General features: G+C 66.1%; 24 protein-coding genes and 1 riboswitch. Of the genes, 14 read left to right on the top strand and 10 right to left on the bottom strand.

What is annotated here, in order from left to right; genetic code table 11:
• The first annotated feature begins 1 nt into the window (after position 1).
• Entirely contained in the window at positions 2 to 1,105 is a 1,104-nt protein-coding gene (locus tag AWC27_RS26680) for a zinc-dependent alcohol dehydrogenase (protein WP_085673471.1), read from the top strand.
• 5 nt (positions 1,106 to 1,110) lie between these two features.
• On the top strand, positions 1,111 to 1,677 hold the full coding sequence (locus tag AWC27_RS26675; RefSeq protein WP_085673469.1) for a carboxymuconolactone decarboxylase family protein: 567 nt from the start codon (positions 1,111 to 1,113) through the stop codon (positions 1,675 to 1,677).
• Positions 1,678 to 1,761: 84 nt separating this feature from the next.
• On the opposite strand, the gene AWC27_RS26670 is transcribed toward AWC27_RS26675, so the two are convergent.
• Positions 1,762 to 2,196 carry a PaaI family thioesterase gene (locus AWC27_RS26670; RefSeq protein ID WP_085673467.1) on the bottom strand — a complete coding sequence of 145 codons (435 nt, stop codon included), beginning with the start codon at positions 2,194 to 2,196 and terminating at the stop codon, positions 1,762 to 1,764.
• A gap of 59 nt (positions 2,197 to 2,255) precedes the next feature.
• Here AWC27_RS26670 and AWC27_RS26665 point away from each other — a divergent pair, with 59 nt between their 5' ends.
• The 4 genes from AWC27_RS26665 to ileS all read left to right on the top strand — a co-directional run bounded on the left by AWC27_RS26665 (position 2,256) and on the right by ileS (position 8,355).
• Positions 2,256 to 3,383, top strand: coding sequence for an NAD(P)H-dependent flavin oxidoreductase (locus AWC27_RS26665; protein WP_085673465.1), 1,128 nt, complete (start codon positions 2,256 to 2,258; stop codon positions 3,381 to 3,383).
• A gap of 6 nt (positions 3,384 to 3,389) precedes the next feature.
• Entirely contained in the window at positions 3,390 to 4,028 is a 639-nt protein-coding gene (locus tag AWC27_RS26660; protein WP_085673463.1) for a TetR/AcrR family transcriptional regulator, read from the top strand.
• Between the two features lie 177 nt (positions 4,029 to 4,205).
• A riboswitch (M-box (ykoK) riboswitch) is annotated at positions 4,206 to 4,375 on the top strand.
• 287 nt (positions 4,376 to 4,662) lie between these two features.
• Positions 4,663 to 4,911 carry an Rv1535 family protein gene (locus AWC27_RS26655; RefSeq protein ID WP_085673461.1) on the top strand — a complete coding sequence of 83 codons (249 nt, stop codon included), beginning with the start codon at positions 4,663 to 4,665 and terminating at the stop codon, positions 4,909 to 4,911.
• A 291-nt stretch (positions 4,912 to 5,202) separates the two neighbouring features.
• Positions 5,203 to 8,355: an isoleucine--tRNA ligase gene (ileS, locus tag AWC27_RS26650; protein ID WP_085673459.1), complete on the top strand. Its 3,153-nt coding sequence runs from the start codon at positions 5,203 to 5,205 to the stop codon at positions 8,353 to 8,355.
• 240 nt (positions 8,356 to 8,595) lie between these two features.
• Here ileS and AWC27_RS26645 read toward each other — a convergent pair whose 3' ends face one another.
• Positions 8,596 to 9,930 carry a condensation domain-containing protein gene (locus AWC27_RS26645; RefSeq protein WP_085673457.1) on the bottom strand — a complete coding sequence of 445 codons (1,335 nt, stop codon included), beginning with the start codon at positions 9,928 to 9,930 and terminating at the stop codon, positions 8,596 to 8,598.
• A gap of 204 nt (positions 9,931 to 10,134) precedes the next feature.
• Here AWC27_RS26645 and AWC27_RS26640 point away from each other — a divergent pair, with 204 nt between their 5' ends.
• Positions 10,135 to 11,358: a peptidoglycan DD-metalloendopeptidase family protein gene (locus tag AWC27_RS26640; RefSeq protein ID WP_085673455.1), complete on the top strand. Its 1,224-nt coding sequence runs from the start codon at positions 10,135 to 10,137 to the stop codon at positions 11,356 to 11,358.
• Between the two features lie 11 nt (positions 11,359 to 11,369).
• Here AWC27_RS26640 and AWC27_RS26635 read toward each other — a convergent pair whose 3' ends face one another.
• A complete protein-coding gene (locus AWC27_RS26635; protein WP_085673453.1) occupies positions 11,370 to 12,437 on the bottom strand; it encodes a hypothetical protein in 1,068 nt (355 codons plus the stop codon).
• A 45-nt stretch (positions 12,438 to 12,482) separates the two neighbouring features.
• Positions 12,483 to 13,049 (bottom strand): class I SAM-dependent methyltransferase, encoded by a 567-nt coding sequence (locus tag AWC27_RS26630; protein WP_085673451.1) that lies wholly within the window; start codon positions 13,047 to 13,049, stop codon positions 12,483 to 12,485.
• 44 nt (positions 13,050 to 13,093) lie between these two features.
• On the opposite strand from AWC27_RS26630, the gene AWC27_RS26625 reads away from it, so the two are divergent.
• The gene (locus AWC27_RS26625; protein ID WP_085673449.1) at positions 13,094 to 14,500 is read left to right on the top strand and encodes a DNA polymerase IV; all 1,407 of its coding nucleotides are present in this window, start codon (positions 13,094 to 13,096) and stop codon (positions 14,498 to 14,500) included.
• Here AWC27_RS26625 and AWC27_RS26620 read toward each other — a convergent pair.
• The gene (locus tag AWC27_RS26620; RefSeq protein ID WP_085673448.1) at positions 14,465 to 15,394 is read right to left on the bottom strand and encodes an asparaginase; all 930 of its coding nucleotides are present in this window, start codon (positions 15,392 to 15,394) and stop codon (positions 14,465 to 14,467) included. The genes AWC27_RS26625 and AWC27_RS26620 overlap by 36 nt on opposite strands.
• Before the next feature lie 75 nt (positions 15,395 to 15,469).
• Here AWC27_RS26620 and lspA point away from each other — a divergent pair, with 75 nt between their 5' ends.
• Both lspA and AWC27_RS26610 read left to right on the top strand, forming a co-directional pair.
• Positions 15,470 to 16,078 (top strand): signal peptidase II, encoded by a 609-nt coding sequence (gene lspA, locus AWC27_RS26615; protein ID WP_085673446.1) that lies wholly within the window; start codon positions 15,470 to 15,472, stop codon positions 16,076 to 16,078.
• Positions 16,078 to 17,004 (top strand): RluA family pseudouridine synthase, encoded by a 927-nt coding sequence (locus tag AWC27_RS26610; RefSeq protein WP_085673444.1) that lies wholly within the window; start codon positions 16,078 to 16,080, stop codon positions 17,002 to 17,004. The genes lspA and AWC27_RS26610 overlap by 1 nt, the downstream gene beginning before the upstream one ends.
• Positions 17,005 to 17,013: 9 nt before the next feature.
• Here AWC27_RS26610 and AWC27_RS26605 read toward each other — a convergent pair whose 3' ends face one another.
• Positions 17,014 to 17,784 (bottom strand): class I SAM-dependent methyltransferase, encoded by a 771-nt coding sequence (locus tag AWC27_RS26605; RefSeq protein ID WP_085673508.1) that lies wholly within the window; start codon positions 17,782 to 17,784, stop codon positions 17,014 to 17,016.
• A gap of 105 nt (positions 17,785 to 17,889) precedes the next feature.
• Here AWC27_RS26605 and AWC27_RS26600 point away from each other — a divergent pair, with 105 nt between their 5' ends.
• Entirely contained in the window at positions 17,890 to 18,270 is a 381-nt protein-coding gene (locus AWC27_RS26600) for a YciI family protein (RefSeq protein ID WP_085673442.1), read from the top strand.
• Positions 18,271 to 18,316: 46 nt separating this feature from the next.
• Complete coding sequence (locus tag AWC27_RS26595) at positions 18,317 to 19,498, top strand: RNA polymerase sigma factor (RefSeq protein WP_085673506.1); 1,182 nt, start codon at positions 18,317 to 18,319, stop codon at positions 19,496 to 19,498.
• 6 nt (positions 19,499 to 19,504) lie between these two features.
• Here AWC27_RS26595 and AWC27_RS26590 read toward each other — a convergent pair whose 3' ends face one another.
• Both AWC27_RS26590 and AWC27_RS26585 read right to left on the bottom strand, forming a co-directional pair.
• Positions 19,505 to 20,143, bottom strand: coding sequence for a lysozyme inhibitor LprI family protein (locus AWC27_RS26590; protein WP_085673440.1), 639 nt, complete (start codon positions 20,141 to 20,143; stop codon positions 19,505 to 19,507).
• 71 nt (positions 20,144 to 20,214) lie between these two features.
• Entirely contained in the window at positions 20,215 to 20,625 is a 411-nt protein-coding gene (locus AWC27_RS26585; RefSeq protein ID WP_085673438.1) for a group I truncated hemoglobin, read from the bottom strand.
• A gap of 197 nt (positions 20,626 to 20,822) precedes the next feature.
• Here AWC27_RS26585 and AWC27_RS26580 point away from each other — a divergent pair, with 197 nt between their 5' ends.
• The gene (locus AWC27_RS26580; RefSeq protein ID WP_085673436.1) at positions 20,823 to 21,839 is read left to right on the top strand and encodes an SDR family NAD(P)-dependent oxidoreductase; all 1,017 of its coding nucleotides are present in this window, start codon (positions 20,823 to 20,825) and stop codon (positions 21,837 to 21,839) included.
• Between the two features lie 4 nt (positions 21,840 to 21,843).
• Positions 21,844 to 22,647, top strand: a complete 804-nt coding sequence (locus AWC27_RS26575) for an SDR family NAD(P)-dependent oxidoreductase (RefSeq protein WP_085673434.1) — start codon at positions 21,844 to 21,846, stop codon at positions 22,645 to 22,647.
• 13 nt (positions 22,648 to 22,660) lie between these two features.
• On the opposite strand, the gene AWC27_RS26570 is transcribed toward AWC27_RS26575, so the two are convergent.
• Positions 22,661 to 24,049, bottom strand: a complete 1,389-nt coding sequence (locus AWC27_RS26570) for a coiled-coil domain-containing protein (protein ID WP_085673432.1) — start codon at positions 24,047 to 24,049, stop codon at positions 22,661 to 22,663.
• The gene (locus AWC27_RS30595; protein WP_139837230.1) at positions 24,046 to 24,687 is read right to left on the bottom strand and encodes a hypothetical protein; all 642 of its coding nucleotides are present in this window, start codon (positions 24,685 to 24,687) and stop codon (positions 24,046 to 24,048) included. Before AWC27_RS30595 ends, AWC27_RS26570 begins: the two co-directional genes overlap by 4 nt.
• Positions 24,688 to 24,715: the final 28 nt, after the last annotated feature.

Raw genomic sequence — 24,715 nt, 5'->3', positions numbered from 1 at the left:
CATGCCGGACGGCTCGGTTGCGCGGGCATTGGTGCTGGACGCCCCGCGCAGCTTGGTCGCTCGCGAGTTTCGACTTCCAGATATCGGCGCTGACGACGCATTGGTGCGGGTCGAGGCCTGCGGGCTGTGCGGGACCGATCACGAGCAGTACACCGGCGAGCTCTCTGGCGGCTTTGCGTTCGTGCCCGGCCACGAAACGGTCGGGACGATCGAGGTGATCGGAGCCCGAGCGGCCCAGCGCTGGGGCGTGTCCGCTGGCGACCGGGTGGCCGTCGAGGTGTTCCAGTCCTGTCGCCAATGCGCGCAGTGTCTTTCGGGGGAGTACCGGCGCTGCATTCGCCACGGTCTCGCCGACATGTACGGTTTCATTCCGGCTGACCGCCCTCCCGGACTGTGGGGCGGCTACGCCGAATACCAGTATCTGGCACCCGATTCCATGGTGTTGCCGGTGAGCGGTGACCTGCGCCCCGAAGTGGCTACGCTGTTCAACCCGCTGGGCGCTGGAATACGTTGGGGCGCAACCGTTCCGGGTACTAAGACCGGTGATGTCGTCGCGGTTCTGGGCCCGGGTATCCGGGGCTTGTGCGCCGCTGCCGCGGCCAAAGAGGCGGGTGCGGGATTCGTGCTGGTGACCGGAGCGGGTCCGCGTGACGCCGAGCGATTGGCGCTGGCCGCGCAGTTCGGAGCTGACCTGGCCGTCGACGTGACGGTCGAGGATCCGGTGGCCGCCCTGTCGCGCGCGACCGGCGGGCTGGCCGACGTCGTGGTCGACGTGACTGCGAAGGCGCCGGCGGCGTTCGCCCAAGCCATCGCACTGGCGCGTCCCGCCGGAACCGTCGTCGTCGCCGGAACGCGCGGCTTCGGCAGCGGCGCGCCGGGATTTTCCCCCGACGTGGTCGTGGTCAAGGAGCTACGGGTGATCGGCGCCCTCGGCGTGGACACCCCCGCCTACCGGGCCGCTCTCGACCTCTTGCGTTCTGGTCGCTACCCCTTCGAAAGCGTGCCACGCCGTTGCGTGCGCTTCGAAGCTGCCGAGGATTTGCTGGCTACCATGGCCGGAGAACGCGACGCCCTGCCGCCGATACACGGAGTGCTCACACCATGACATCCATGAAGCCGACCCGGGTGCCCCTGTTGCCGGTCGCCGAGGCCAAAGCCGCGGCCGACGAAGCCGGTGTGCCCGATTACATGGCCGACCTCAGCATCTTTCAGGTTCTGCTGAACCATCCACGGCTGGCGCGGACATTCAATGATCTGCTCGCCACGATGCTGTGGCACGGTGCGCTGGAACCCAGATTGCGCGAACTGGTGATCATGCGCATCGGCTGGCTCACCGCCTGCGACTACGAATGGACCCAGCACTGGCGCGTGGCGTCCGGGCTCGGCGTGACGGCCGAGGACCTGCTCGGGGTGCGGGATTGGCAAAGCTATTCCGGCTTCGGGGCGACCGAGCGCGCCGTCCTCGCGGCCACCGACGACGTCGTGCGCGACGGCGCGGTCAGTGCGGAGAGCTGGGCCGCCTGTGAGCGCGAATTGCAGGGTGACACAACGGTTCTCATCGAACTCGTTACGGCCATAGGCTCTTGGCGGATGGTGGCGTCGCTGCTGAAGAGTCTGCAGGTCCCGCTGGAAGAAGGGGTTGCGAGCTGGCCGCCGGACGGCGTCTCGCCCCAGTAGCTCGCCGAGCGTGTAATCACTGCGACATTTTGGCGATTTTTTCACCCTGAGTGCACGTTGGGCGAAGGTGTAAAGCCTTGGGGTTCAGACGATCCGGTAGGTCTGCACGGCATGGGCCACGACATTGCCGTCCGGGTCGGTGGCGGTGATCTCGGTGAAGATGAGTTCCTTGCGCCGCCGCGCGGTTCTCGCCTGGCAGAGCAGATCTGACCGCTTGGCGGCGCCGGTGTACTGAATGCTCATCGCGACGGTCGAGGCGCGCATGCCCTTGTCGAAGTCGTGGTTCGACCACGCGGCGGCGGCACCGGCGGTGTCGAGCACCGAGGCGATCACCCCGCCGTGAAAGTAGATGCCGTCATTGGTGAGGTCCTCGCGGAACGGCAGCCGGATCGTCACGTCGTCGGGTTCGTAGCGTTCGAAGACGAGGCCGAGCCCGCCGATGAACGGTGTGCTCTGCATCAGATCGCGTACCGCCTGACGGCGCTTGTGCTGCTCTGCGGCGGTCAACGGCTCGGCCATAGCGGGTAGGCTACCGGACTCGATTGACATATCAATCAATAGCTTTTAGCGTCCACGAAATGCGAACCAGAGTCGCCGAATTGCTCGGTGTTGAGTTTCCCATCTGCGCCTTCAGTCACTGCCGCGATGTCGTGGCCGCGGTCACCAACGCCGGCGGGTTCGGTGTGCTCGGCGCCGTCGCGCACAGCCCCAAAAGGCTCGATAGCGAACTCACCTGGATCGAGGAGCAGACCGGCGGCAAGCCCTACGGCGTCGATCTGTTGTTGCCGCCCAAGTACGTTGGCGCCGAGCAAGGCGGAATCAACGCAAAGCAGGTCCAGGACCTCCTGCCCGAGGAGCACCGCGCGTTCGTCGAAGATCTTTTGGCCCGGTACGGAATTGTCGCACCGGCCGACGAGCGCGTGGCTGCCGGTGGCGGCGGGCTCAACATCTCACCCAAGGGTTACGAGCCGCTACTGGAGGTGGCCTTCGCCCACGACATCCGGCTGATCGCCAGCGCGCTCGGGCCGCCGCCGCACGACCTGGTCGAGCGGGCGCACGAGCGGGATGTGCTGGTGGCCGCCCTCGCCGGCACCACCGAACACGCACGACGACACGCGGCCGCGGGCGTGGACCTGATCGTCGCCCAGGGCACCGAAGCCGGCGGCCACACCGGCGAAGTATCGACCATGGTGCTGGTTCCAGAAGTGGTGGATGCAGTGGCCCCGACGCCGGTCTTGGCCGCGGGCGGCATCGCGCGCGGCCGCCAGATCGCCGCGGCCCTGGCGCTGGGCGCCGAAGGTGTGTGGTGTGGCTCGGTGTGGTTGACCACCGAAGAAGCCGAGACGCCGCCGGTGGTCAAGGACAAGTTCTTGGCCGCGAGTTCGTCGGACACGGTGCGGTCCCGATCGATGACCGGTAAGCCCGCACGCATGCTGCGTACGGCCTGGACCGACGAGTGGGAGCGGCCCGACACACCCAAGCCCCTTGGCATGCCGCTGCAGAACGCGCTGATCAATGAGCCCCAGTTGCGCATCAACCAGGCGGCGGGGCAGCCCGGCGCCAAGGCTCGTGAGCTGGCGACCTACTTCGTCGGTCAGGTAGTCGGTTCGCTGCAGCGCGTGCGCCCGACGCGCTCGGTGGTGCTCGAGATGGTCGAGGAGTTCATCGATACGATCGGGCAGCTCGAGGGTCTCGTTGACAGGTGACGTGAAGTGAGCAGCGCCGGTACCCGGCGCCGGCGTGCGGTCAGCGACGAAGAGAAGTTGCAGCGGCGCGAGGAGATCATGGCCGCGGCCAAAGAAGTGTTCGCCGCCAAGGGTTTTCATGCCACCACCATCGCCGACATCGCCAAGCAGGCCGACATGGCCTACGGCTTGGTCTATTGGTATTTCGACTCCAAAGATGACCTATTCCATGCGTTGATGGCCGTCGAGGAAGACGCGTTGCGGGCACATCTGACCGCGGCGTTGTCGTCGTTGACCGGGGGCGAAGCGCCGTTCCGGAGCCTGTTACAAGCCGCTGTGCAGGCGACGTTCGAGTTTTTCGAAGCCGACAAGGCCACGGTGAAGCTGCTCTTCCGCGACGCCTACGCCCTCGGCGACCGATTCGAGAAGCACCTGGGCGGGATCTACGAGCGGTTCATCGACGACATCGAAATCTTTGTCGTAGCTGCTCAAGACGGTGGCGAGGTGGTGGCAGCCCCACCGCGGATGGTCGCCTACACCGTGGCCGCGCTGGTGGGCCAACTGGCGCATCGGCGCCTGAACACCGACGACGACGTCGGCGCGGCCGACGTCGCGGATTTCGTCGTTTCGCTGGTGCTCGACGGGCTGCGCCCGCGCCCGTCGTGACCTCACAGCGACGATTCTTACGTGATTCACACGGTTGACTGTGACGTCCATAACACCAGGTCAGAGGCCACAAACCTGACCAATTGCTGTCAGTGGGCCTAGTGAAAGCGTAAAGATTCGGACACAGGGCCTCGATCACGTTGACCGAGTCGGATGGGTCGTGCATCATCGGTCCGGTAAGCACCTCGTTAGGTGAGGCGGCTACACGAACACAGGCCACTGACCCCGAACGTCGAAAGACGCCCCGGGTCAGGACAGCTCCTCCCGGCTTAAGGGTTGAGCCCAGGTGGCTTCCGATTTATCGGACACGTCGTGTGGTGCCAAAGCTCTGACGAGAGGGGTGCGGATTTTCCGGCGGTCGTCGGTCTTTCCTGTGCTCCTTTGTGCGCGCGTAAATCGTGCGGTTGTCCGCACGCGGTGTGGCCATGAGGAGGTGAGGGACGCATGAGTTCCAGTGATAGTCCGGATCGATATCCGGGCGCCGTTTCGTCCCGAACCGATCTCTGCCGCGCTGCTCTTCGCTGAGTCGTCATCGCAGACGCCAAGCGCCTCTAGATCGGAACCGCTACGGGACGGAACCAAGCCAGTCCCAGTAGCTCAGATGTTCCGCTTGATTCCCCGCTAGGAGGCGATCATGACCGCTGTTCTGTACGACGAAGTAGTAACCGTAACCGCCGCGCCCAAGCTGCACGTCGTGCGCGACACCGCGCCCATCGAGGTTCCCGCGCCCGCGCCCAAGAAGGCGGCGCGCCGGACCGACAGCAAGCCTTTCGGCGCCGGTGGCGACCCGCTGGTCGACGGGGCGGCCCGGTTGCTGACCGTTCCGCTGCGCCACATGTACGCAGCGCTGTGGCGGGCTGGGATCCTCGAAATCCAGGCCTAGTCGATGAACGACCAAGCCCGGCTACAAGGGGTTACCCGGCTGCAGGTACCGCCTGCGGCCAGGTAGCCCCTTGGAGCCGTAGAATCGACCCAACGGCATCGATCCGGCCATCACCGGGGAGCCTTCGGAAGAACAGCCAGCCAGGCCCAGTAGAGCCGAACGGGTAGGCCCGTCACAGCCTCAAGTTGAGCGGTCACGCTTCAGCGTGGCAAGCGGGGTGGTACCGCGGCGGCTGCGCATCAGCGCACCGTCGTCCCCGGGCCTGACGTGGCACACGGGAGACGACGGACTTTGACCGATAACGCTGACCCCAGGGCATATCCCAAGCTGGGCGGCGGCGCGCCCGACTTCTCGGCCCTCGAGCTGGAGGTCCTCGACTACTGGTTTCGCGACGACACCTTCCGGACCAGCATCGCCCGCCGCGACGGCGCCCCGGAGTACGTCTTCTACGATGGCCCGCCCTTTGCCAACGGCCTGCCGCACTATGGGCATCTGCTCACCGGCTACGTCAAGGACATCGTGCCGCGCTACCGCACCATGCGCGGCTACAAGGTGGAACGCCGCTTCGGCTGGGATACCCACGGGCTGCCCGCCGAGCTCGAAGTCGAGCGCGAGCTGGGCATCACTGACAAGTCCCAGATCGACGTCATGGGTATCGCCGCGTTCAACGATGCCTGCCGCGCATCGGTGTTGCGCTACACCGACGAATGGCAGGCCTACGTCACCCGCCAGGCCCGCTGGGTCGACTTCGACAACGACTACAAAACGCTCGACATCAGCTATATGGAGTCGGTGCTGTGGGCCTTCAAACAGCTGTGGGACAAGGGCCTGGCATACGAGGGCTACCGGGTGTTGCCGTATTGCTGGCGCGACGAAACCCCGCTGTCCAACCATGAACTGCGGATGGACGACGACGTCTACCAAAGCCGGCAGGATCCCGCTTTGACCGTCGGTTTCCAGGTCACGGGCGGCGCGCTGGATGGCGCTTACCTGCTGGTGTGGACGACCACACCGTGGACGCTGCCGTCCAACCTGGCGGTGGCTGTGCACCCGGATGTGGCCTATGTGCAGGTCGCGGTTGGCGATCGGCGCTTCGTGCTGGCCGAGGCGCGGCTGGCCGCCTACGCGCGCGAACTCGGTGAAGAGCCCGAGGTGTTGGGCAGCTACCGCGGAGCGGATCTGCTGGGTACGAGCTATCTGCCGCCGTTTGCCTATTTCATGGAGTCGCCCAACGCTTTTCAGGTGCTCTCGGCCGACTTCGTCACCACCGAGGACGGCACCGGACTGGTGCATATGGCGCCGGCTTACGGCGAAGACGACATGGCGACCACCGACCCGGTGGGAATCGTGCCCGTTACGCCGGTCGACTCCAAGGGCCGCTTCGACGCCAGCGTCCCGGACTACCAGGGGCAGCACGTTTTCGAGGCCAACACCCAGATCATCCGTGACCTGAAGAATCAGAGCGGGCCCGCGGCGGTCAACGGCGCGGTGCTGCTGCGCCATGAGACCTACGAGCACCCCTACCCGCACTGCTGGCGCTGCCGAAACCCGTTGATCTACCGGGCGGTGTCGTCGTGGTTCGTCAAGGTGACCCAATTCCGCGACCGCATGGTGGAACTCAACCAGCAGATCACCTGGTATCCCGAACACGTCAAAGACGGCCAGTTCGGCAAGTGGCTGCAGGGTGCGCGGGATTGGTCGATCTCACGAAACCGGTACTGGGGTACGCCGATTCCGGTGTGGAAATCCGACGACCCGGCCTACCCGCGCATCGACGTGTACGGCAGCCTTGACGAGCTGGAGCGCGACTTCGGCGTTCGGCCCGACAACCTGCACCGGCCCTACATCGACGAACTCACCCGCCCCAACCCCGACGACCCGACCGGCCGCAGCACGATGCGGCGCATCCCCGACGTGCTCGACGTCTGGTTCGACTCGGGTTCCATGCCCTACGCCCAGGTGCACTATCCATTCGAGAGTGACGACTGGTTCGAAGGTCACTACCCGGGCGACTTCATCGTGGAGTACATCGGGCAGACCCGCGGCTGGTTTTACACCCTGCATGTGCTGGCCACCGCGCTGTTCGACCGGCCCGCCTTCAAAAGCTGTGTGGCACACGGGATCGTGCTGGGTTCCGACGGCCAGAAGATGAGCAAGTCGCGGCGCAACTACCCCGACGTCAACGAAGTGTTCGACCGCGACGGCTCCGACGCCATGCGGTGGTTTCTGATGGCGTCGCCGATCCTGCGCGGCGGGAATCTGATCGTCACCGAACAAGGTATCCGCGAGGGGGTGCGGCAGGTTTTGCTGCCGCTGTGGAACGCGTACAGCTTCCTGGCCCTGTATGCGCCGAAAGTCGGTGTTTGGCGCACTGATTCGTCTCACGTGCTGGACCGCTACATCCTGGCCAAGCTGGCCGAGTTGCGCGATGACCTCACCGATTCGATGGAGGTTTGCGACATTTCGGGCGCCTGCGAGCAGCTGCGGCAGTTCGCCGAGGCGCTGACGAATTGGTATGTGCGACGGTCGCGCTCGCGGTTCTGGGAGGAAGACGTCGACGCGATCGACACCTTGCACACCGTTTTGGAGGTGACCGCGAGGCTGGCTGCTCCACTGCTTCCGCTGACCACCGAGATGGTATGGCGCGGGATCACCGGCGAGCGTTCGGTGCACCTGACGGACTGGCCGCGCAGCGAAGAGCTGCCCGCCGATGCCGACTTGGTTGCCGCCATGGATCAGGTGCGCGAGGTTTGCTCGGCGGCGTCGTCGTTGCGCAAGGCCAAGAAGCTGCGAGTGCGGCTGCCGCTGCCGAAACTCACTGTGGCCGTCGAAGATCCGCAACGGTTGAAGCCGTTCGCCGATCTGATCGGCGACGAGCTCAACGTCAAGCAGGTCGAACTGACCGACGCGATCGACACCTATGGCCGCTTCGAGCTCACCGTCAACGCACGGGTCGCCGGCCCGCGGCTGGGCAAGGATGTGCAGGCGGCGATCAAGGCGGTCAAGGCCGGCGAGGGCGTTGTCAATCCGGATGGGACGCTGACCGCCGGCCCTGCCGTGCTCCAGCCCGAGGAGTACAGCTCGCGGCTGGTGGCCGCCGACCCGGAGTTCACCGCGGCGTTGCCGGGCGGCACCGGCCTGGTTGTCCTCGACGGCACGGTGACGCCGGAGCTGGAAGCCGAAGGCTGGGCCAAGGACCGCATCCGCGAGCTGCAGGAGCTGCGCAAAACGACCGGTCTTGATGTGTCCGACCGCATCCAGGTGGTTATCGCGGTACCTGCCGAGCGGCAAGACTGGGCACATGCGCACCGGGATCTGATCGCCGGTGAAATTCTGGCTACCAGATTCGAATTCGGCGAACCGGCCGACGGAGTCGAGATCGGCGACGGCGTTCGGGTCGCGATATCCCGGGCCGGCGACGATGCGCTCCGTGTAGCGGAGTGAGGAGGAGGCGGCCAATTGGGCTCGGGCCGGCGACGATGCGCTCCGTGTAGCGGAGTGAGGAGGAGGCGGCCAGTTGGGCTCGGGCCGGCGACGATGCGCTCCGTGTAGCGGAGTGAGGGAGGAGGCGGCCAGTTGGGCTCGGGCCGGCGACGATGCGCTCCGTGTAGCGGAGTGAGGAGGAGGCGGCCGATCTAGGTGAGGCCGGTGATCGCTGAGACCCTCGCCTCGCTTGGACGCAAATCAGTCGATCGCCGCAGTCAGATTGAATTCGGCGAAGGTGCGTGATATCAGTTCGCGCAGCTCATCTTTGGAATTTCGGCGGCCGACAAGATAAGCGGTGATCGAGATGCAGATCTTTCCATGGATCCGCATCGAGCCAAGGAAGAGCTGTCCACCCATATGCTCGAGCCGGCTCTTCTTGATACCGGGCTCGATCGGTTGTACGGACAGGTAGTCGGCTTCGGTCCCGTCCGGTCGGTTTACCGCGGTGTCCAGCTGACCGGAATTGGAGCAATCAATCGGAAGATCGGTGACACTCGACCACATCGTCACCAGCCTTCTGTAGAGCCATTTCGGCGTCATCGATGTCAGTGGCAGCAGTGCGAACCACTCGTTGGAGCTCGGTGTTTGATCGATAAGTGCCTGCTTGATCTTGACCCGGATCTCGCTGAGGTCTCGCGCCGCGCCCGTCGCGTTGACCTTGACGATCGCTCTCGTCCACGCGTTCCCACGCGCATCGTCCGGGGCACGCTCGTTCACCGGAATCCAGAGGGTTACTGTTTCATCGTCACTAACGCGTCCAACCCTGACTGCGAGCCGGGACGCCAATCCTGCAAGTAGCGAATTGCTGGTTCCGCCAAGGCGTCTCGCGCAATCATCCCATTCTTCGGCGTCGAGGTATGCGATGAGAGTGGGCACCGAAACGGCGTGATCGCCAGCAGCGGCCCGCGAGGAAATTGGCGTGGCCACGTTGGACGTGAAGAGGTCCGCCCGGTTGCGCCAGGCCCACCGCACGCCGGCGACCGCTGCCCGCGTCAACTCCGGTGTCGCGGCGAGGGTTTGCCAGCCGTCCTCGATCAGAGCCCGCCCGAGCGTGCGCGAACCGGCGGGCCGATAACCCAGATTGCGAGTCCTGCCCTCGACCGCATCGGCGATCGCAAGGCACATCCCGACCCCATCGATAACGACATGCGAAGCCACCAGGCTCACCACGCACCCACCGTCCTCGAGCGGAAGCACGCCGAGATGCCAGCTGGGTCCGTGCTCGGGATCGATGGGTACGCCTGCCCGCTCGTCAACCCACGCGCTGAAATCAGCGCGTCGACGCGGCTTCGGCGCGATGTCGAGATTTTTCGGTGCCGGAGATAGGACCCACCGATCACGCGCGAAACCCAGCGGTGATCGTTCGACTCTGCGCCCCATTAACCCTTGCCCAAGGTTGTGCTGAAAGCGAACTAATCCGTCAATATCAATTGCACGGTCGTAAATCCAGGTGAACTGGATGAGCGTCGCAAAGCCAAGTGCCCGCAGCGCGAGAAACGCGGCTTGATCAGGGTATGCAAGCCTGTCGTCCACGGGCGTATGCTAGCTAACTCGGTGAATTTCGCACAATGTATTCGGTGACGGCTGCGACTGAGTTACTAAAGCTGAATCCACCGCCGGAATGGCCGAATTCCGTGTCGGACCTCGGCGTTGCGCCATAGGGTGGAACGCGAGTTCTTGCGTACTGGATGCGGTTTGGCTGGCGGACCGAGGCCCGCCCTGGGTAGCGGAGGGGCGATGCGGATTCTGGCCCTGCTTCGTGTGCACAACGGAGAGCGCACGTTGCGGACAGCGTTGGATTCGTTAGCCGGCTGGTGTGACGACATCTATGTGATTGACGACCGCAGTACCGACAACACCGACCCGATCCTGAGGCGACATCCTGCGGTGACGAACATCGTTCGCGCCCGTTCGGATCTGCCGCCGACGCCGTGGCTGATTCCCGAGTCCGCCGGGCTGGAATTGCTGTACCGGATGGCCGATTTCTGCCGCTCGGACTGGATTTTGATGATCGATTCGGATCAGTTCGTTCAGGCCGACGTCGACATCCGCGAAGTCCTGTCACGCACACCGCCGGACGTCGCCGCGCTGATGTGCCCGATGATTCCCAGCTGGGATGATCCGGACTTCCCGGACATGATCCCGATTATGGGAAGCGCGGAATCTGTCCGCGGGCCGTTCTGGCGCTGGTACCCGGGCCTACGCGCAGGATCGAAGGCGCTGCACAATACGCACTGGCCCGTCAACATCACCGACCACGGCCGGATCGAACTGGTCAATGAGATTCGGTTGGTCCACACCGGGTGGGCTTCACTTGCAGAACGGATCGCTAAGGTCGAGCACTACCGCAGGTTAGATCCCAACTGTCAATTGAACTTTGGCGTACCCTACGACCGAGCCCTACTCTTCGGCTATGCGCTCGACGAGATAGATCTGTTGAAGGCCGACTACTGGCGGCGCAAGCGCGGCGACTTCGACCCGGCCGAGCCGGGCGCGCGGCTGCCCATCGACCGGGAGCGACTGGCCTTCGGTTCTGCCTACGGCCCCAAAGCGGGTGGCTTTCACCCTGGCGTCGACTTCGCCGCCGAGCGCGGAACCCCGATATACGCTGTCGCTTCCGGAATAGTCGGTCGTGCAGTCGATCTCGATCTGAACAGCGGGTTTTTGTCCGTCACGATCTCCAACGCGAATGTCGATACCGTCTACGTGTTCCGATCCGATGGCGACCGGCCGATCGCGATCGACGATCACATAACCGCGGGCGCGCGGATCGGCACACTCGGCGGTGAAGCCGAATCACCGGACGGATACTTGCATTTCGAGGTTCGTGTCGAGGGTAGGCACACCAGCCCGGTGCGCTATCTGGCGAACATGGGGCTGCGACCGTGGCCGCCGCAGGGACGCCCGCGGCCTGTGTTGGGCAGCTATGCGCCGGTAACGCCGTGCACCATATCCGCCTGACGGATCCGGCGTCATCCGTCGTACGTTGGCTCGACCTCCGGGGTCGCGAGTTGTTCGATCAGGGCTCGGCCGGATCGGATCGTCGAGCGGACCTCCTGCAGGAGCTTGGCCGGATGCTGTTGGTCCAAATCACTGAGCCTGTTGTATCGGTCCACCCCGAACCCGGCTGACTCCAAGCGAATTCCGAAGGGTAGCGACAGAGTTCGCAATGCCTCGAAGTGTAGGTAGGGGACCACCGGTTGACCGGTCACCAGCAAGCACGTCGATCGATGCATGCCAACCGTCCGGGCGGCAAACGTGTAGGTGTCACCGGAGTTGGCCCGACGGTTTTCTGGGTCTGGCGACGGTGTCTCGAGCAAAGTGATCGGCACGCCGAGGTCATTGGTGTCGGGTGCGAATTTCCACACCGTCCGGTCGCGCTGGGGCCGGTCGGCGCGTTCGCGCGCTTGGTCCCGGGCTTGCCGGGTGTCGAGCCCGAATACGTCGGCCGCCGCGGCCACCAGGAGATCGAATTCTGTCCGTGCCCCGGGCGCGCAGGCGGCGACCGCGTCCTGTTCGGAGTCCAGTAGGCCGCGCGAGGCGGCGGCCAGCACCACGTGGCCGACACGTCGACCGGTGGCCATTTCTCGTGCGTAGCCGGCTCGGAGCAGGTTGGTATACCGCCCACCGCCGATCACCAGTATGTGGTCGAACTCTGTTGCGACCGGCGTAGATTCGCCCGTGAGACCTAGCTCGCCGGCCAGCGCGGTGATCTTGTCCAGTTGCCAGTCGGGCAACCTCAGGCGCGGGATCAACCACCTGACCGCGCCGGCGGCATCCTGGCTGTGCACCCGGCCGGCATTGTGGGCCCGTGCCTGCCCCCGGTAATCCCACACGGTACTGAACTCGTCGAGAAATGCGAGTTGAGCCGGGAGGCTGAGTCCCTGCGGAAGGCTCCCGCCAAACATCTCGACCAGCTCGCCCAGGGCGGGATTAGCTGTCCATGCCTCGACTTGTTGGCGGAGTGCCGCGGCGGGATCGCCACCGGATCGGTCCACTTCAGGGAACTCGGTATGGGACGGCGACACGTTCCTTCTCATTTCCGGCGCTGGGCCGTCTCGGTGGTGCGCAGTCTAGCGAAGGAATCACCGTTTGATTGCCCGCCAGCGCTGCCTGCCGGCATCAACGTTTACCTCTACATCGTGAAAGCCCGCTGCGCGCAAGCGGTCCGGCATGTTCTCCGGTGGCACGGGATTGCAGGTGTCGCGGAAGTGCAGAATCCTGAACATCACCGACGGAACCCCGTCGCTGCCGGCAAAGACACCGCCGGGGCGAAGCACGCGGAAGGCCTCGGCAAAGAGCCGGTCCTGCAGCTCGGCGGTAGGGACGTGGTGCAGCATCGTGAATGACACCACCGAGCTGAACTCGTCAGCGGGCAATCCGGTATCGGTGCCATCGCCGTTGATGATGTTTGCCCCGGCTCCGAACTGTTCCTGCAGCCGGTGCGCCATCGCGGCGTCGATTTCGACCGCGGTGAGCTTTGCTGTCTTGTTCATTAACACTCGCAGAAAGGCGCCGTATCCCGGTCCGATCTCAAGAGTGTTGTCGCCCAGTTCCACGCCAGCCAGTGCCCACGGCAACCCGCGCTCTTCCACTTCCCGCGCCCAGCGATTCGAGCTGCAGCACAACCTGTGACACAAATTCATCGCCATGCGCAACGACGTTAGCTCCACAAAGCGAAATAGCATCGGCATTCGTGGAGTCCCGTTGGGTGCTGCACCTGGACATGGACGCGTTCTTCGCATCCGTCGAACAACTGACGCGGCCCACCTTGCGCGGTCGGCCGGTGCTGGTCGGCGGCCTGGGCGGGCGGGGCGTGGTGGCTGGGGCCAGCTACGAGGCGCGGGTATTCGGTGCTCGCTCGGCGATGCCGATGCATCAGGCTCGCCGGTTGATCGGCGTGACGGCAGTGGTGCTGCCGCCGCGCGGCGTGGTGTACGGGGTGGCGAGCAGGCGCGTCTTCGACACGGTGCGCAGCCTGGTTCCCGTCGTCGAGCAACTGTCTTTTGACGAGGCCTTCGGAGAGCCGCAACAACTGGCCGGGGCTTCGGCCGAGGACGTCGAGACTTTTTGCGAGGAACTGCGACACCGGGTGCGCGACGAGACGGGTCTGATCGCCTCGGTCGGCGCGGGTTCGGGAAAGCAGATCGCCAAGATCGCGTCTGGCCTGGCCAAACCCGACGGGATTCGGGTGGTTCGACGTGCCGAAGAACAGTCGCTGCTCGGCGGGCTGCCGGTGCGGCGACTGTGGGGCATCGGCCCGGTGGCCGAAGAGAAGCTGCATCGACTCGGCATCGAGACGATCGGAGAACTGGCCGCACTGACCGACGCCGAAGCGGCCAACATCCTCGGCGCGACTATTGGGCCCGCGCTGCACCGGCTGGCCCGCGGCATCGACGACCGCCCTGTCACCGAGCGGGCCGAAGCAAAACAGATCAGCGCCGAGTCCACCTTCGCGGTCGATCTGACCAGCCTGGACCAGTTGCATGAGGCGATCGAGCCGATCGCCGAGCACGCACATCAACGCCTGCTGCGCGACGGCCGTGGCGCCCGGACCGTCACGGTGAAACTGAAGAAATCCGACATGGGCACGCTGACCCGCTCGGCGACCCTGCCGTATGCGACCACCGAGGCGGCTGCGCTGCTCGCCATGGCCCGCCGACTGCTGCTAGACCCGCTGCAGATTGGCCCGATTCGCCTTCTGGGCGTTGGGTTTTCGGGTTTGAGCGATGTGCGTCAAGAGTCGCTGTTTCCGGATCTGGACCTCTCGCCGGCGATGCCGGAGGAAGCGGGCCAGGATTTCGAGATGCCGCGCGCCGCGCAGCTGGCCGGGGCGGACACCGCACCGTGGCGGGTCGGCGACGATGTTGCGCATCGCGAATTCGGGCACGGCTGGGTGCAGGGGGCAGGCCACGGCGTGGTCACCATCCGGTTCGAGACTCGCGGTTCGGGCCCGGGCCCGGCCCGCACCTTCCCCATCGAAACCGAAGACGTGACCAGTGCCAACCCGGTCGACAGCCTGGAGTGGCCCGAGTATGTCGGTGAACTACGAGTTGAGGAGTCGGGTTCATCCCCACCGGTCGATGACCTCGGCGACCGGTAGCTTGGCCGCCAGCGCCCCCATCAGTAGGACCCGCGCCTGCGGCGACGCTAGCCGCGGCACCAGCACCGCGCCGGCCTGCACCAGGTCGTGCCCAGGTCCGTAGCGCGCACTGACACGCCCGCCGGCGACCCGGGTTGACACCGCAACCACGACCCCCTCGCGGCAGTGCCGGCGCACGCCCTCGACCACCGCGGGTCCGGCGTTGCCCGAGCCCAGCGTTTCCAACACCACCGCGCGTGCCCCGGCAGCCACACAGGCGTCCAGCGCTACGGCGTCACTGCCCAGGTATGCCGCGACGATGTCGACGCGGGGTGCGTCGGCGCCGGCGCTGAGGTCGCCAATATACGGCCGGGTCTTGGTGCGGCTCAGGGTCACGTGACCGTCGACAGTGCCCAGCAGCGGTCCCGCGAAGCCGCTCAGCTCGTCGGTGAATGCCTTGCGCATACCCAACGGCTGCAATACCCGGCCCGCGAAACACACCAGCACACCGAGGTCACGCGCGTCGAGGCTGGCCGCCACTTTCAGCGCGTCGCGCAGGTTGGCCGGGCCGTCGGCGTCGGGGGCGTCGGTGCTGCGCATTGCGCCGGTCAGCACAACCGGGACGTCCCCGGCATAAGTGAGCTCTAGCCACAGCGCGCTTTCTTCCATTGTGTCGGTGCCGTGCAGGATGACGATGCCGTCGGCGCCGGCGTCGATCGCAGCCTGCATCGCCGCGCGAATCCGGTCCCAGTCGGCCAGTGTCAGCTGCGAGCTGTCGACCCTCATCAGATCGATGACATCAACGTCCAATCCGGACGTCAGTGCCGCGCCGCTGCGGGCAGGCCGGAGCACCCCGTCGGCGTCTGTGCTGGTCGATATCGTCCCTCCGGTGGTGATGACGGTGAGCCGGCGCATCAGGGCATCATCTCGCACCGGTGGCACGCCTATCCGCGTGCGGGGACCACAGTGCGTCTGGGGGATGATGGGGGAGTGCCTGACGAACCAACCGGATCGGCCGATCCACTGACCTCAGCCGAGGGGACCGGGGACGCTGGCGAACCCGAAGCTCCCGCGCCGCCGCGGCGGCTGCGCCTGCTGTTGTCGGTCGCGGCGGTCGTTCTGGTCCTCGACATCGTCACCAAGGTGCTGGCCGTCAGACTGCTGCCCCCCGGGCAGCCGGTGTCGATCATCGGCGACACCGTTACCTGGACGTTGGTGCGCAACTCGGGGGCCGCGTTCTCGATGGCGACCGGCTACACCTGGGTGTTGACACTGATCGCGACGGGAGTGGTGGTCGGCATCTTCTGGATGGGACGCCGCTTGGTGTCGCCCTGGTGGGCTTTGGGTCTCGGGATGATCCTGGGCGGCGCCATGGGCAACCTGGTGGACCGCTTCTTCCGGGCGCCCGGTCCGCTGCGAGGTCATGTCGTGGACTTTTTGTCGGTCGGCTGGTGGCCGGTCTTCAATGTCGCCGATCCCTCGGTGGTGGGGGGCGCGATCCTGCTGGTCGTCTTGTCGATCTTCGGCTACGACTTCGACACCGTAGGCCGGCGGAAAGCCGAGGGCGCCACCAGTGGCCGCAAGGCCGATCAGCGCTGATGTCCCACCGTTCGATGCCGGTTCCGGAAGGATTGGGGGGCATGCGTGTTGACGCTGGGCTGGCCCGTCTGCTGGGGTTGTCCCGCACCGCCGCGGCCGCGCTGGCCGAAGACGGCGGCGTGGAGCTGGACGGAGTGCAGGCGGGAAAATCCGACCGCCTGATATCCGGGGCCTGGCTGCAGGTGCGGCTGCCCGAGGCGCCGGCACCGCTGGAGAACACGCCCGTCGAGATCGAGGGCATGACGATCTTGTATTCCGACGCCGACATCGTCGCCGTGGACAAACCCGCGGCCGTGGCGGCGCACGCCTCGGTGGGCTGGACCGGCCCCACGGTTCTGGGCGGCTTGGCAGCGGCCGGCTACCGGATCACCACGTCCGGTGTGCACGAGCGCCAGGGCATCGTGCATCGCCTGGACGTCGGTACCTCGGGCGTGATGGTGGTCGCGATATCGGAGCGGGCATACACCGTGCTCAAGCGGGCATTCAAACAGCGCACGGTCGACAAGCGATACCACGCGCTGGTGCAAGGACATCCGGACCCGTCCAGCGGCACGATCGACGCGCCGATCGGCCGGCACCCCGGCAACGAGTGGAAGTTCGCGGTCACCAAGAACGGCCGGCACAGCCTCACTCATTACGACACCGTGGAGGCCTTCGTCGCCGCCAGCCTGCTCGACGTGCACCTGGAAACCGGTCGCACCCACCAGATCCGGGTGCATTTCGCCGCGCTGCACCATCCCTGCTGCGGCGACCTCGTGTATGGGGCCGACCCGACTCTTGCGAAAAAGCTTGGGCTGGAACGCCAATGGCTGCACGCACGTTCCCTGGCATTCGACCATCCGGCCGATGGCCGGCGGATCGAGATCGTCAGCCCGTACCCGCCCGATCTGCAGCACGCGCTGGACGTGTTACGAGATGAGGGGTGACGAGGCTGTTCAATCGAACGTCCCGTGCGGTTTGCGCGCTTCGACGAGAACCCGCGTCGGGTGGGTGACGAAGCGTCCCTCGGTCTCGATCCGTTCATGCAGTTCGCGCAACCGCTCGTAGTAGGGCTCGACTGTGAAGTCCGGCACCGTCCAGATCAGCTTGCGCAGAAAATAGATGATGGCGCCGATGTCGAAGAACTCGGCTCTGAGCCGCTCCATGCGCATGTCCACGATCTCCAACCCGGCGGCCTGGGCCTGGGCGCGCTGGGCGGCCGGTTCCAGCTCGGACCATGCCTGGGGCTGGGGGCCGATCACGTGCGTCACCAGTTCGGACACCGTCGCCGGTCCGGCATGCTGTGCGAAGTAGGTGCCACCGGGGCGCAGCAGGCGGGCAATCTCGGTCCACCACACGGTGATCGGGTGTCGACTGGTCACCAGGTCGAACGACTCGTCGGCAAACGGCAGCGGCGGCTCGTCGCGCGTGGCGACAACCACTACTCCGAGCGGATGCAATCGTTTGGTGGCCAGCGCCGCGTTGGGCGGCCACGATTCCGTGGCTGCCATTGTCGGCGGGAACTTCTCCGCACCCGCTAGTACCTCGCCCCCACCGGTGTGGATGTCCAGCGCGGCTGACGCAGTGGCCAAACGTTGGCTCATCAGCCGTTGGTAGCCCCAAGACGTTCGTTCCTCGGTCGCACGCCCGTCGAGCCAGGAAAAATCCCAGCCCTCAACGGGTGCCGCCATGGCCTCTGCTACCAGAGACTCGAATGAGCGACACATGACCTGCATTCTGGTGCAGTGCTCTCACCTGTCGATCGGGGGTGGGGTCAATCGTCATAGCGGTGACACCAGCTAGCCCAATCGAACGAGAAAGGGGACTAGACCATGCAATATTGCTTGCTCATGCACTACCAGGAGGGCAGCGAGATCGGGCTGACCGAAGAAGACATGGCGCCCGCGCGAGCGGCATTCGCCAAGTACGCCGACGATCTGAATGCTGCCGGTGTGCTGGTAGGCACCCAGGTGCTGCAATCGGCGCACGCCTCCACCACCTTCACCGCGCGCGAGGGCACCCCGCGGATTCAGGACGGCCCGTTCGCTGACACCAAGGAACGCCTCGGTGGGGTCTTCGTAATCGACGTGCCAGACCTCGACGCCGCGCTGTCCTGGGCCGAGCGTTGTCCGGCCGCGGCGTGGGGCTCGATCGAGATACGGCCCGTCGCAGTCACTTACGCCAGTGGCAAAGGTTGGTACCAGCCTGAGTGACGTTGCGGCCCGGGTGGCCGAGGTGGTTCGGGGATCCTACGGCCGGTTGCTGGCGCTGCTTGCCGCACCGACCGGCGACATTGCCGCGGCCGAGGACGCCATCGCCGACGCGCTCGAGCGCGCCCTAATCAGTTGGCCGACCGAAGGGATCCCGGCAAATCCGGAAGGCTGGGTACTCACCGTGGCCCGCAACCGGCAGCGCGACCGCTGGAAGTCGCATGCCTACCGAAAAACTGGCCCGCTGCCTGAAACAGATCTCGCTGCAACGGCTTCCGAGGACGACCGAGATGGCCCGGACGCGATTCCCGATCGGCGGCTGGAGCTGATGCTGGTGTGCGCGCACCCGGCGATCGCCGCCAACTGCCGAACGCCGCTGATGCTGCAGACGGTGCTCGGCATCGAGGCCGCCGCGATCGCGCGTGCGTTCTCGGTGCCGGCCGCAACGATGGCGCAACGGCTGGTCCGCGCGAAACGACGGATCCGCGATGCCCGTATTCCGTTCGTCGTCCCGGGCCGGGACGATCTCGACGAGCGGCTGCCGGCAGTGCTGGAGGCGGTCTACGGTGCGTGGGCGATCGATTGGCAGCTCGAGCCGGCGGGCGCGCCCATCGAGTCATTGACGGCCGAGGCGCTGCACCTGGCGCTGGTCCTGGCCGAATTGCTGCCGGAGCAGCCTGAAGTCCTGGGCCTGGCCGCGCTGGTGTGCCTGGCTGAGTCACGCCGCCCGGCGCGGCGCGCCGGCAGGGGCGAATTCGTCCCGCTGGACCAACAGGACAGCCGGCTGTGGGACGCGGCGATGATCGCACGCGGGGAGGCGCTACTGCATCGCGCCCACCGCCTGGGCCGTCCGGGCCGTTATCAGTACGAGGCGGCGATCCAATCGACGCACTGCGCCCGCGCGGCGAACGGCCAGGTTGACTGGGTGGCGCTGCGCAAGCTGCATCGGGCGCTACTGCACATCGCTCCGTCGTTGGGTGCAATGGTTTCTCTCGCCGTCGTCGACAGCGAGCTGGACGGACCCGACGCAGGTTTGCGTGCCCTCGACGCGATTACCGACCCCGCGGTCGGCGAGTTCCAGCCCGCGTGGAGCGCCCGTGCGCATCTGCTGGCCAAAGCCGGCCGGCCCGCAGCCGACGCCTTCCGCAGGGCCATCGCCCTCACCGTGGACGCCGGGGTCGCCCGATATCTCAACCGGCGACTCGCGGCCCTTGTCGACAATGAAACCTGATGGCGCTCAGGGTGTTTGGCAGACGAACTTGTCGCCGTTGAAGTCCAGGCGCACCTCACCCTGGTGCTCCCAGTATTCGATGCCCTGGCGGCCGTACCGGGCGCCGCTGCCGGACATTTCCACAAACAAGATGTACTGGTTGCCTTTCCAATTCAGTACCGCCGCTTTGGGGTCGAACTGGTTGTAGAACTGCGCGGTCAGTGGGCCTTTGTCGGCTGGGCAGCGGTAAGTGATCAGCTGGGGTATCGACGTGGCCGGATCGGCGACGGCCAATTGGACCAGCCGCGTCTGGTAGGCCTGCAGCACGCAGGTGGACATGTCAGAGTTCTGCGCGCACTTGTCACGAGTTGCGGCCCAATCGTTTTCCGCGGCCGTCAGCGCCGCCTTGTCCGCGCCCGGGCGGTCCAGCGCCTGCGTGAAGGCGGTCTGCAACCGGTGGTCGAGGTCGGTCAACTTCGGGTCGTTGCACACCAGCTGCTGGGCGGCGTTGGCCGGTTTGGTGCAGTCGAGCGACGGCCCGGCAACCGGTGACGCCGGGGCCGCAGCCGATGATCCGCTGGAAGGCGGACCCGACGCCGGTGGCGCCGTTTTCGAGCTGCAAGCACTTAGCACCAGGGCTGCCACGAGCGCGGCGATCAGTCTCATATGTGCTGACTACCGGTTGCCACCGGCAGGCGGAACGCGACACGCCCACAACGGGCGGAATTGGCCGGCGCTCAGACGTTGGCCGTGGTGGTTTCGCCGGATGCGACGTCGGCGGCCAGCGGGGCAATGAGACCCAGAATCTCGGTGACCGTCGGCGAGGGAACTCCGGCCGCGCTCAGCGCGTCGCCCAGATGTCCGGCGACCAGGCTGAAGTGGTGCATGGTGATTCCGCGTCCCTGATGCACCTGCTTCATTGGCGCGCCGGTGTAGGGCTCCGGGCCGCCGAGGGCGGCGGCAAAGAACTCCGCCTGCTTGCCTTTTAGCCGGCTCATGTTGGTTCCGGCAAAGAAGCCCGCCAATTGATCGTCGGCCAGGACGCGGACATAAAAGTCCTCGACGACGACCTCGATGGCCTCGTGGCCGCCGATTTTGTCGTAGATGCTGACCGGCGCGCGTTTGCGCAAGCGTGAGAGTAGACCCATCGCGCCAGGCAACCATTGTCCGGTTGCGTGACCATTAGGCACCGATCACGCGCGGATTACCTTACGTAACAAGCCGATTGCGTTGTGACGGGGTTCACGTCCGGCGTCGGCGCCCCCCTGTGCACCGGCGCGGGCGCGGATGCCCTAGGTTGGCCGTATGACCCGTGTCACATCCTTGCTATCAGGAGCGACAATCGATGAATCTTGGTGACCTGACGAACCTCGTGGAAAAGCCGTTCGCAACGGTGTCCAACATCATCAACACCCCGAATTCGGCTGGGCGATATCGCCCGTTCTATCTGCGCAACCTGCTCGACGCGGTGCAGGGCCGCAAACTCAGCGACGCCGTCAAGGGCAGAACCATCCTCATCACCGGCGGGTCCTCGGGCATCGGCGAGGCCGCCGCACACAAGATCGCCGAAGCCGGCGGCACGGTGGCGCTGGTCGCGCGCACCCTGGAGAACCTGGAAAAAGTCGCCGACGATATTCGCGCCGACGGCGGAGACGCCCACGTCTACCCGTGCGACCTCTCGGACATGGACGCGATCGCCGCGATGGCCGACAAGGTGCTTGCGGATCTCGGCGGCGTCGACATCCTGATCAACAACGCGGGGCGGTCGATTCGGCGGTCCCTGGAACTGTCCTACGACCGCATCCACGACTACCAGCGGACCATGCAGCTGAACTACCTGGGCGCGGTTCAGCTCATCCTGAAGTTCATTCCCGGGATGCGCGAACGCGGCTACGGCCAGATCATCAACGTCTCTTCGGTCGGCGTGCAGACGCGCGCACCCCGCTTCGGTGCTTACATCGCGAGCAAGGCCGCGCTGGACAGCCTGTGTGACGCGCTGCAGGCCGAAGTCGTCAACGAGAACATCCGCTTCACCACCGTGCACATGGCGCTGGTACGGACCCCGATGATCAGCCCGACCACCATGTACGACAAGTTCCCGGCACTGACACCGGATCAGGCCGCCGGCGTGATCACCGACGCGATCGTGCACCGGCCGCGGCGGTCCAGCTCGCCGTTCGGTCAGTTCGCCGCGGTGGCCGACGCGGTGAACCCGGCAGTGATGGACCGGGTGCGTAACCGCGCCTTCGGCATGTTCCAGGACTCCGCCGCGGCCAAGGGACGCGAATCCGCAAGCGACACATCAGGTCTGGACAAGCGAAGCGAAACATTTCTGCAGGCGACCCGAGGGATACATTGGTGACGTCATGAGTCTGCCGAAACCGAGCAAAGAGTCCACCGTCGTCATCACCGGCGCCTCCTCCGGCATCGGTGTCGAACTGGCCAAAGGCCTGGCCGGCCGCGGCTTTCCGCTGATGCTGGTCGCGCGGCGCCGCGAACGTCTCGACGAGCTCGCCGACCAACTGGGCGACGAGTACGACGTCGGCGTCGAGGTGCTGCCACTGGACCTGTCCGACGCCGAATCACGGGCTCAGCTGGCCGATCGGCTGCGCAGCGATCCGATCGGGGGCCTGTGCAACAGTGCGGGTTTCGGCACCAGCGGGGTCTTCTACGAGTTGCCGTTCGAACGGGAGAGCGAGGAAGTGACCCTCAATGCGCTGGCGTTGATGGAGCTCACCCACGCGGTGCTGCCCGGCATGGTGGAGCGCGGTGCCGGAGCGGTGCTCAACATCGCCTCTATCGCCGGCTTCCAGCCGATGCCCTACATGGCGGTCTACTCGGCCACTAAGGCCTTCGTGCTGACCTTCTCCGAAGCTGTTCAGGAGGAGCTGCACGGAACGGGCGTTTCGGTCACCGCACTGTGTCCCGGTCCGGTACCCACCGAGTGGGCCGAGATCGCCAGTGCCGAGCGGTTCAACATCCCCCTTGCCCAGGTCTCGCCACACGACGTCGCCGATGCCGCCATCGGCGGGATGCTCGCCGGCAAGCGCACCGTGGTACCCGGTTTGGTGCCCAAGGTCATGAGCACCGGCGGCCGATACATCCCGCGGACCCTGCTCTTGCCCGGCATCCGGATCGGCAACAAGTTGCGGGGTGGGCCCGGCCGCTGACGCGTGGCCCGGATCAGTATCTGCGCCAGGGATGCTCGTCGAGCATCGCGGTGACCAGCTCGACGACGTCGCTGTTCTCGTCCTGGTGGCGCAATTGCTCAGTAACCGTCGCAATCCGTTGCAGCAGAGCGCCGTACGCGTTGGCTGCGGCGTTGGCGTAAGTGTTCGCGGCCTCGACCTGCCATTGCGCGCTGTAATACGAAGGCAGGTTGCGCAACTCCTCAGACAGATGCCCGGCCTGCTCCTGCACCGTATGCAGCAGGTTGCGCACCAGCTCGAGGTCGACGCGGCGCCCCGCCCCGGTATCGGTACCGGGGTCGTCGCTGAGACCGGCTTCCAGTACGTAGTCGATCTGACGCAATACGGAAACCGCGTGCTCAATCCGCCCCGTATAGGCTGACGCGCCCAGCGGTGGTATCGGAATGGCCAGCAGTTGCGGTGCTGAGCTTTCGGCCTGTGCGGCCGCCCGAACCTGTTCGACCTCAGCACGCGCCTGGGCCACGGCTTGGATGGCTTCGGCGACCTCCGCGCGGGTTCGCGAAACCTCGGCTTCGGCAGCCTGGTGGGCGGCCGCGATTTCACCACTGGCCTGCCCGCGCGCCGCGGCGACCTCCGACGCCGCGTCGGCCTTGACCTGTTCCAGCTCAGCACTCAGCCGCGCCAACGCCTGCTGCGCCGTCGCGCGCTCGGCCGCCCGTTCGTCGGCCCGCTGTTGGGCACGCGCCTCGGCGGCACTGACCTGCTCGCCTGCCGCGGCAACCTCGGCGGCAGCGTCAGAACGGATCTGTTCGAGCTCGAGGCGCAATTGTTCGAAGGCCTGCCGAGCGGTCGCTTTTTCGGCGGTGCGTTCTCGGGTCCGTTCCTCGGCGCGCGCCTCGGCGGCGTTAGCCTGCTCACGGGCCGCGGCGACCTCGGCCGCTGCATCGGCACGAACCCGTTCGAGCTCGGTGCGCAACTGTTCGAAGTCCCGCGCGCTGGCCGCCCGCTCCGCGGACCGCTCCGATTCCCGCCGCGCCGCCTGCGCCTGCACCTCACGAGCGTGCTCGCGCGCAGCCGTGGCATCTCTTGCGGCTTGTTGGACTTCCGCGCGCGCCAACGCCGCGGCAGCTTCGGCATCCTTCTTCTCCTGTTGGGCTTCGCGGGCGTGCCCCTCGGCCAATACCCGCAAGTGGTCGGCTTCGACCAGCCGCATTACGGCCGACAGCCGCTTTCGCTCCGGTCCTGAGCGGTTACGGTGTGCGACGAGATCCGGCTCGCTCATCGCCGCGACCGCGAGCAGTTCTGCGGGGGCGGTCTTCTCGAGCCGGTCGGCTGCGGCCACTGCAACCGCGGCGGCACGTTTGGCCAGTGCCGCCCACGACGCGGGATCGAGGTCCTCGATATGTTGCCGTGTGGTGGTCACCCGCGCCAGCGCCTTCCCTTGACCGCGGGGACGTCGGGGGATTCATCGGCCGGTGCCGGTGGCGGTGGCGGTGGCGGTGACGATGGCGGTGACGATGCCGCCGGTGGCGGCGTGGCAATCACCTGCGTCGAGTCGTCGCCCAGGCTCGCCTCCGGTGCCGGCCGAGCGGTCGTCAGTCCAGTAAGCGACCCGGCCTGTTGTGCCAGCACCAAAGAGAATTGATTGAGGTACACCATCACCGACGCGGCCAGCGTTTCATCGCCGAGCAGCTCGGCGTCGCGGAGCAGCCCGCGCAGGAGTTCCAGGGCAAGTTCGGGACCCAGGCCCAGCGTGGCACTTTCGCTGGACGCCGGTTCCATCCCCGCGGTTTCCACCACCCACACCAGCCGCTGCCAGCATCGCGCAATTGCCGCGGCGCGCTGCTCGTCTTCGCGAAGCTCTTGGTGGTGGCGCTCTTGTTGCTCGATCAGTGCCCGGTGCCGCTTGGAGGCGCGGCGCGCGGCGAACATCGCGATCAGCGCCAGGATGATGACTGCCGCAAGGGCCGCGGCGCCACCGAAACCCGCTGACGTCAAGAAGTCGCGCGCCGACGGTAGTTCATCCGAGGAAAGCCAAAGTCCTTCCGCAACAAGACTCATGGCTCGGACCGTACCCGTGAAACGGCTC

The sequence above is a fragment of the Mycobacterium szulgai genome, from assembly GCF_002116635.1.
GTDB lineage: Bacteria > Actinomycetota > Actinomycetes > Mycobacteriales > Mycobacteriaceae > Mycobacterium > Mycobacterium szulgai.
The sequence above is the reverse complement of the archived record's forward strand: the minus strand, read 5'-3'. Positions and strand labels throughout refer to the sequence as shown.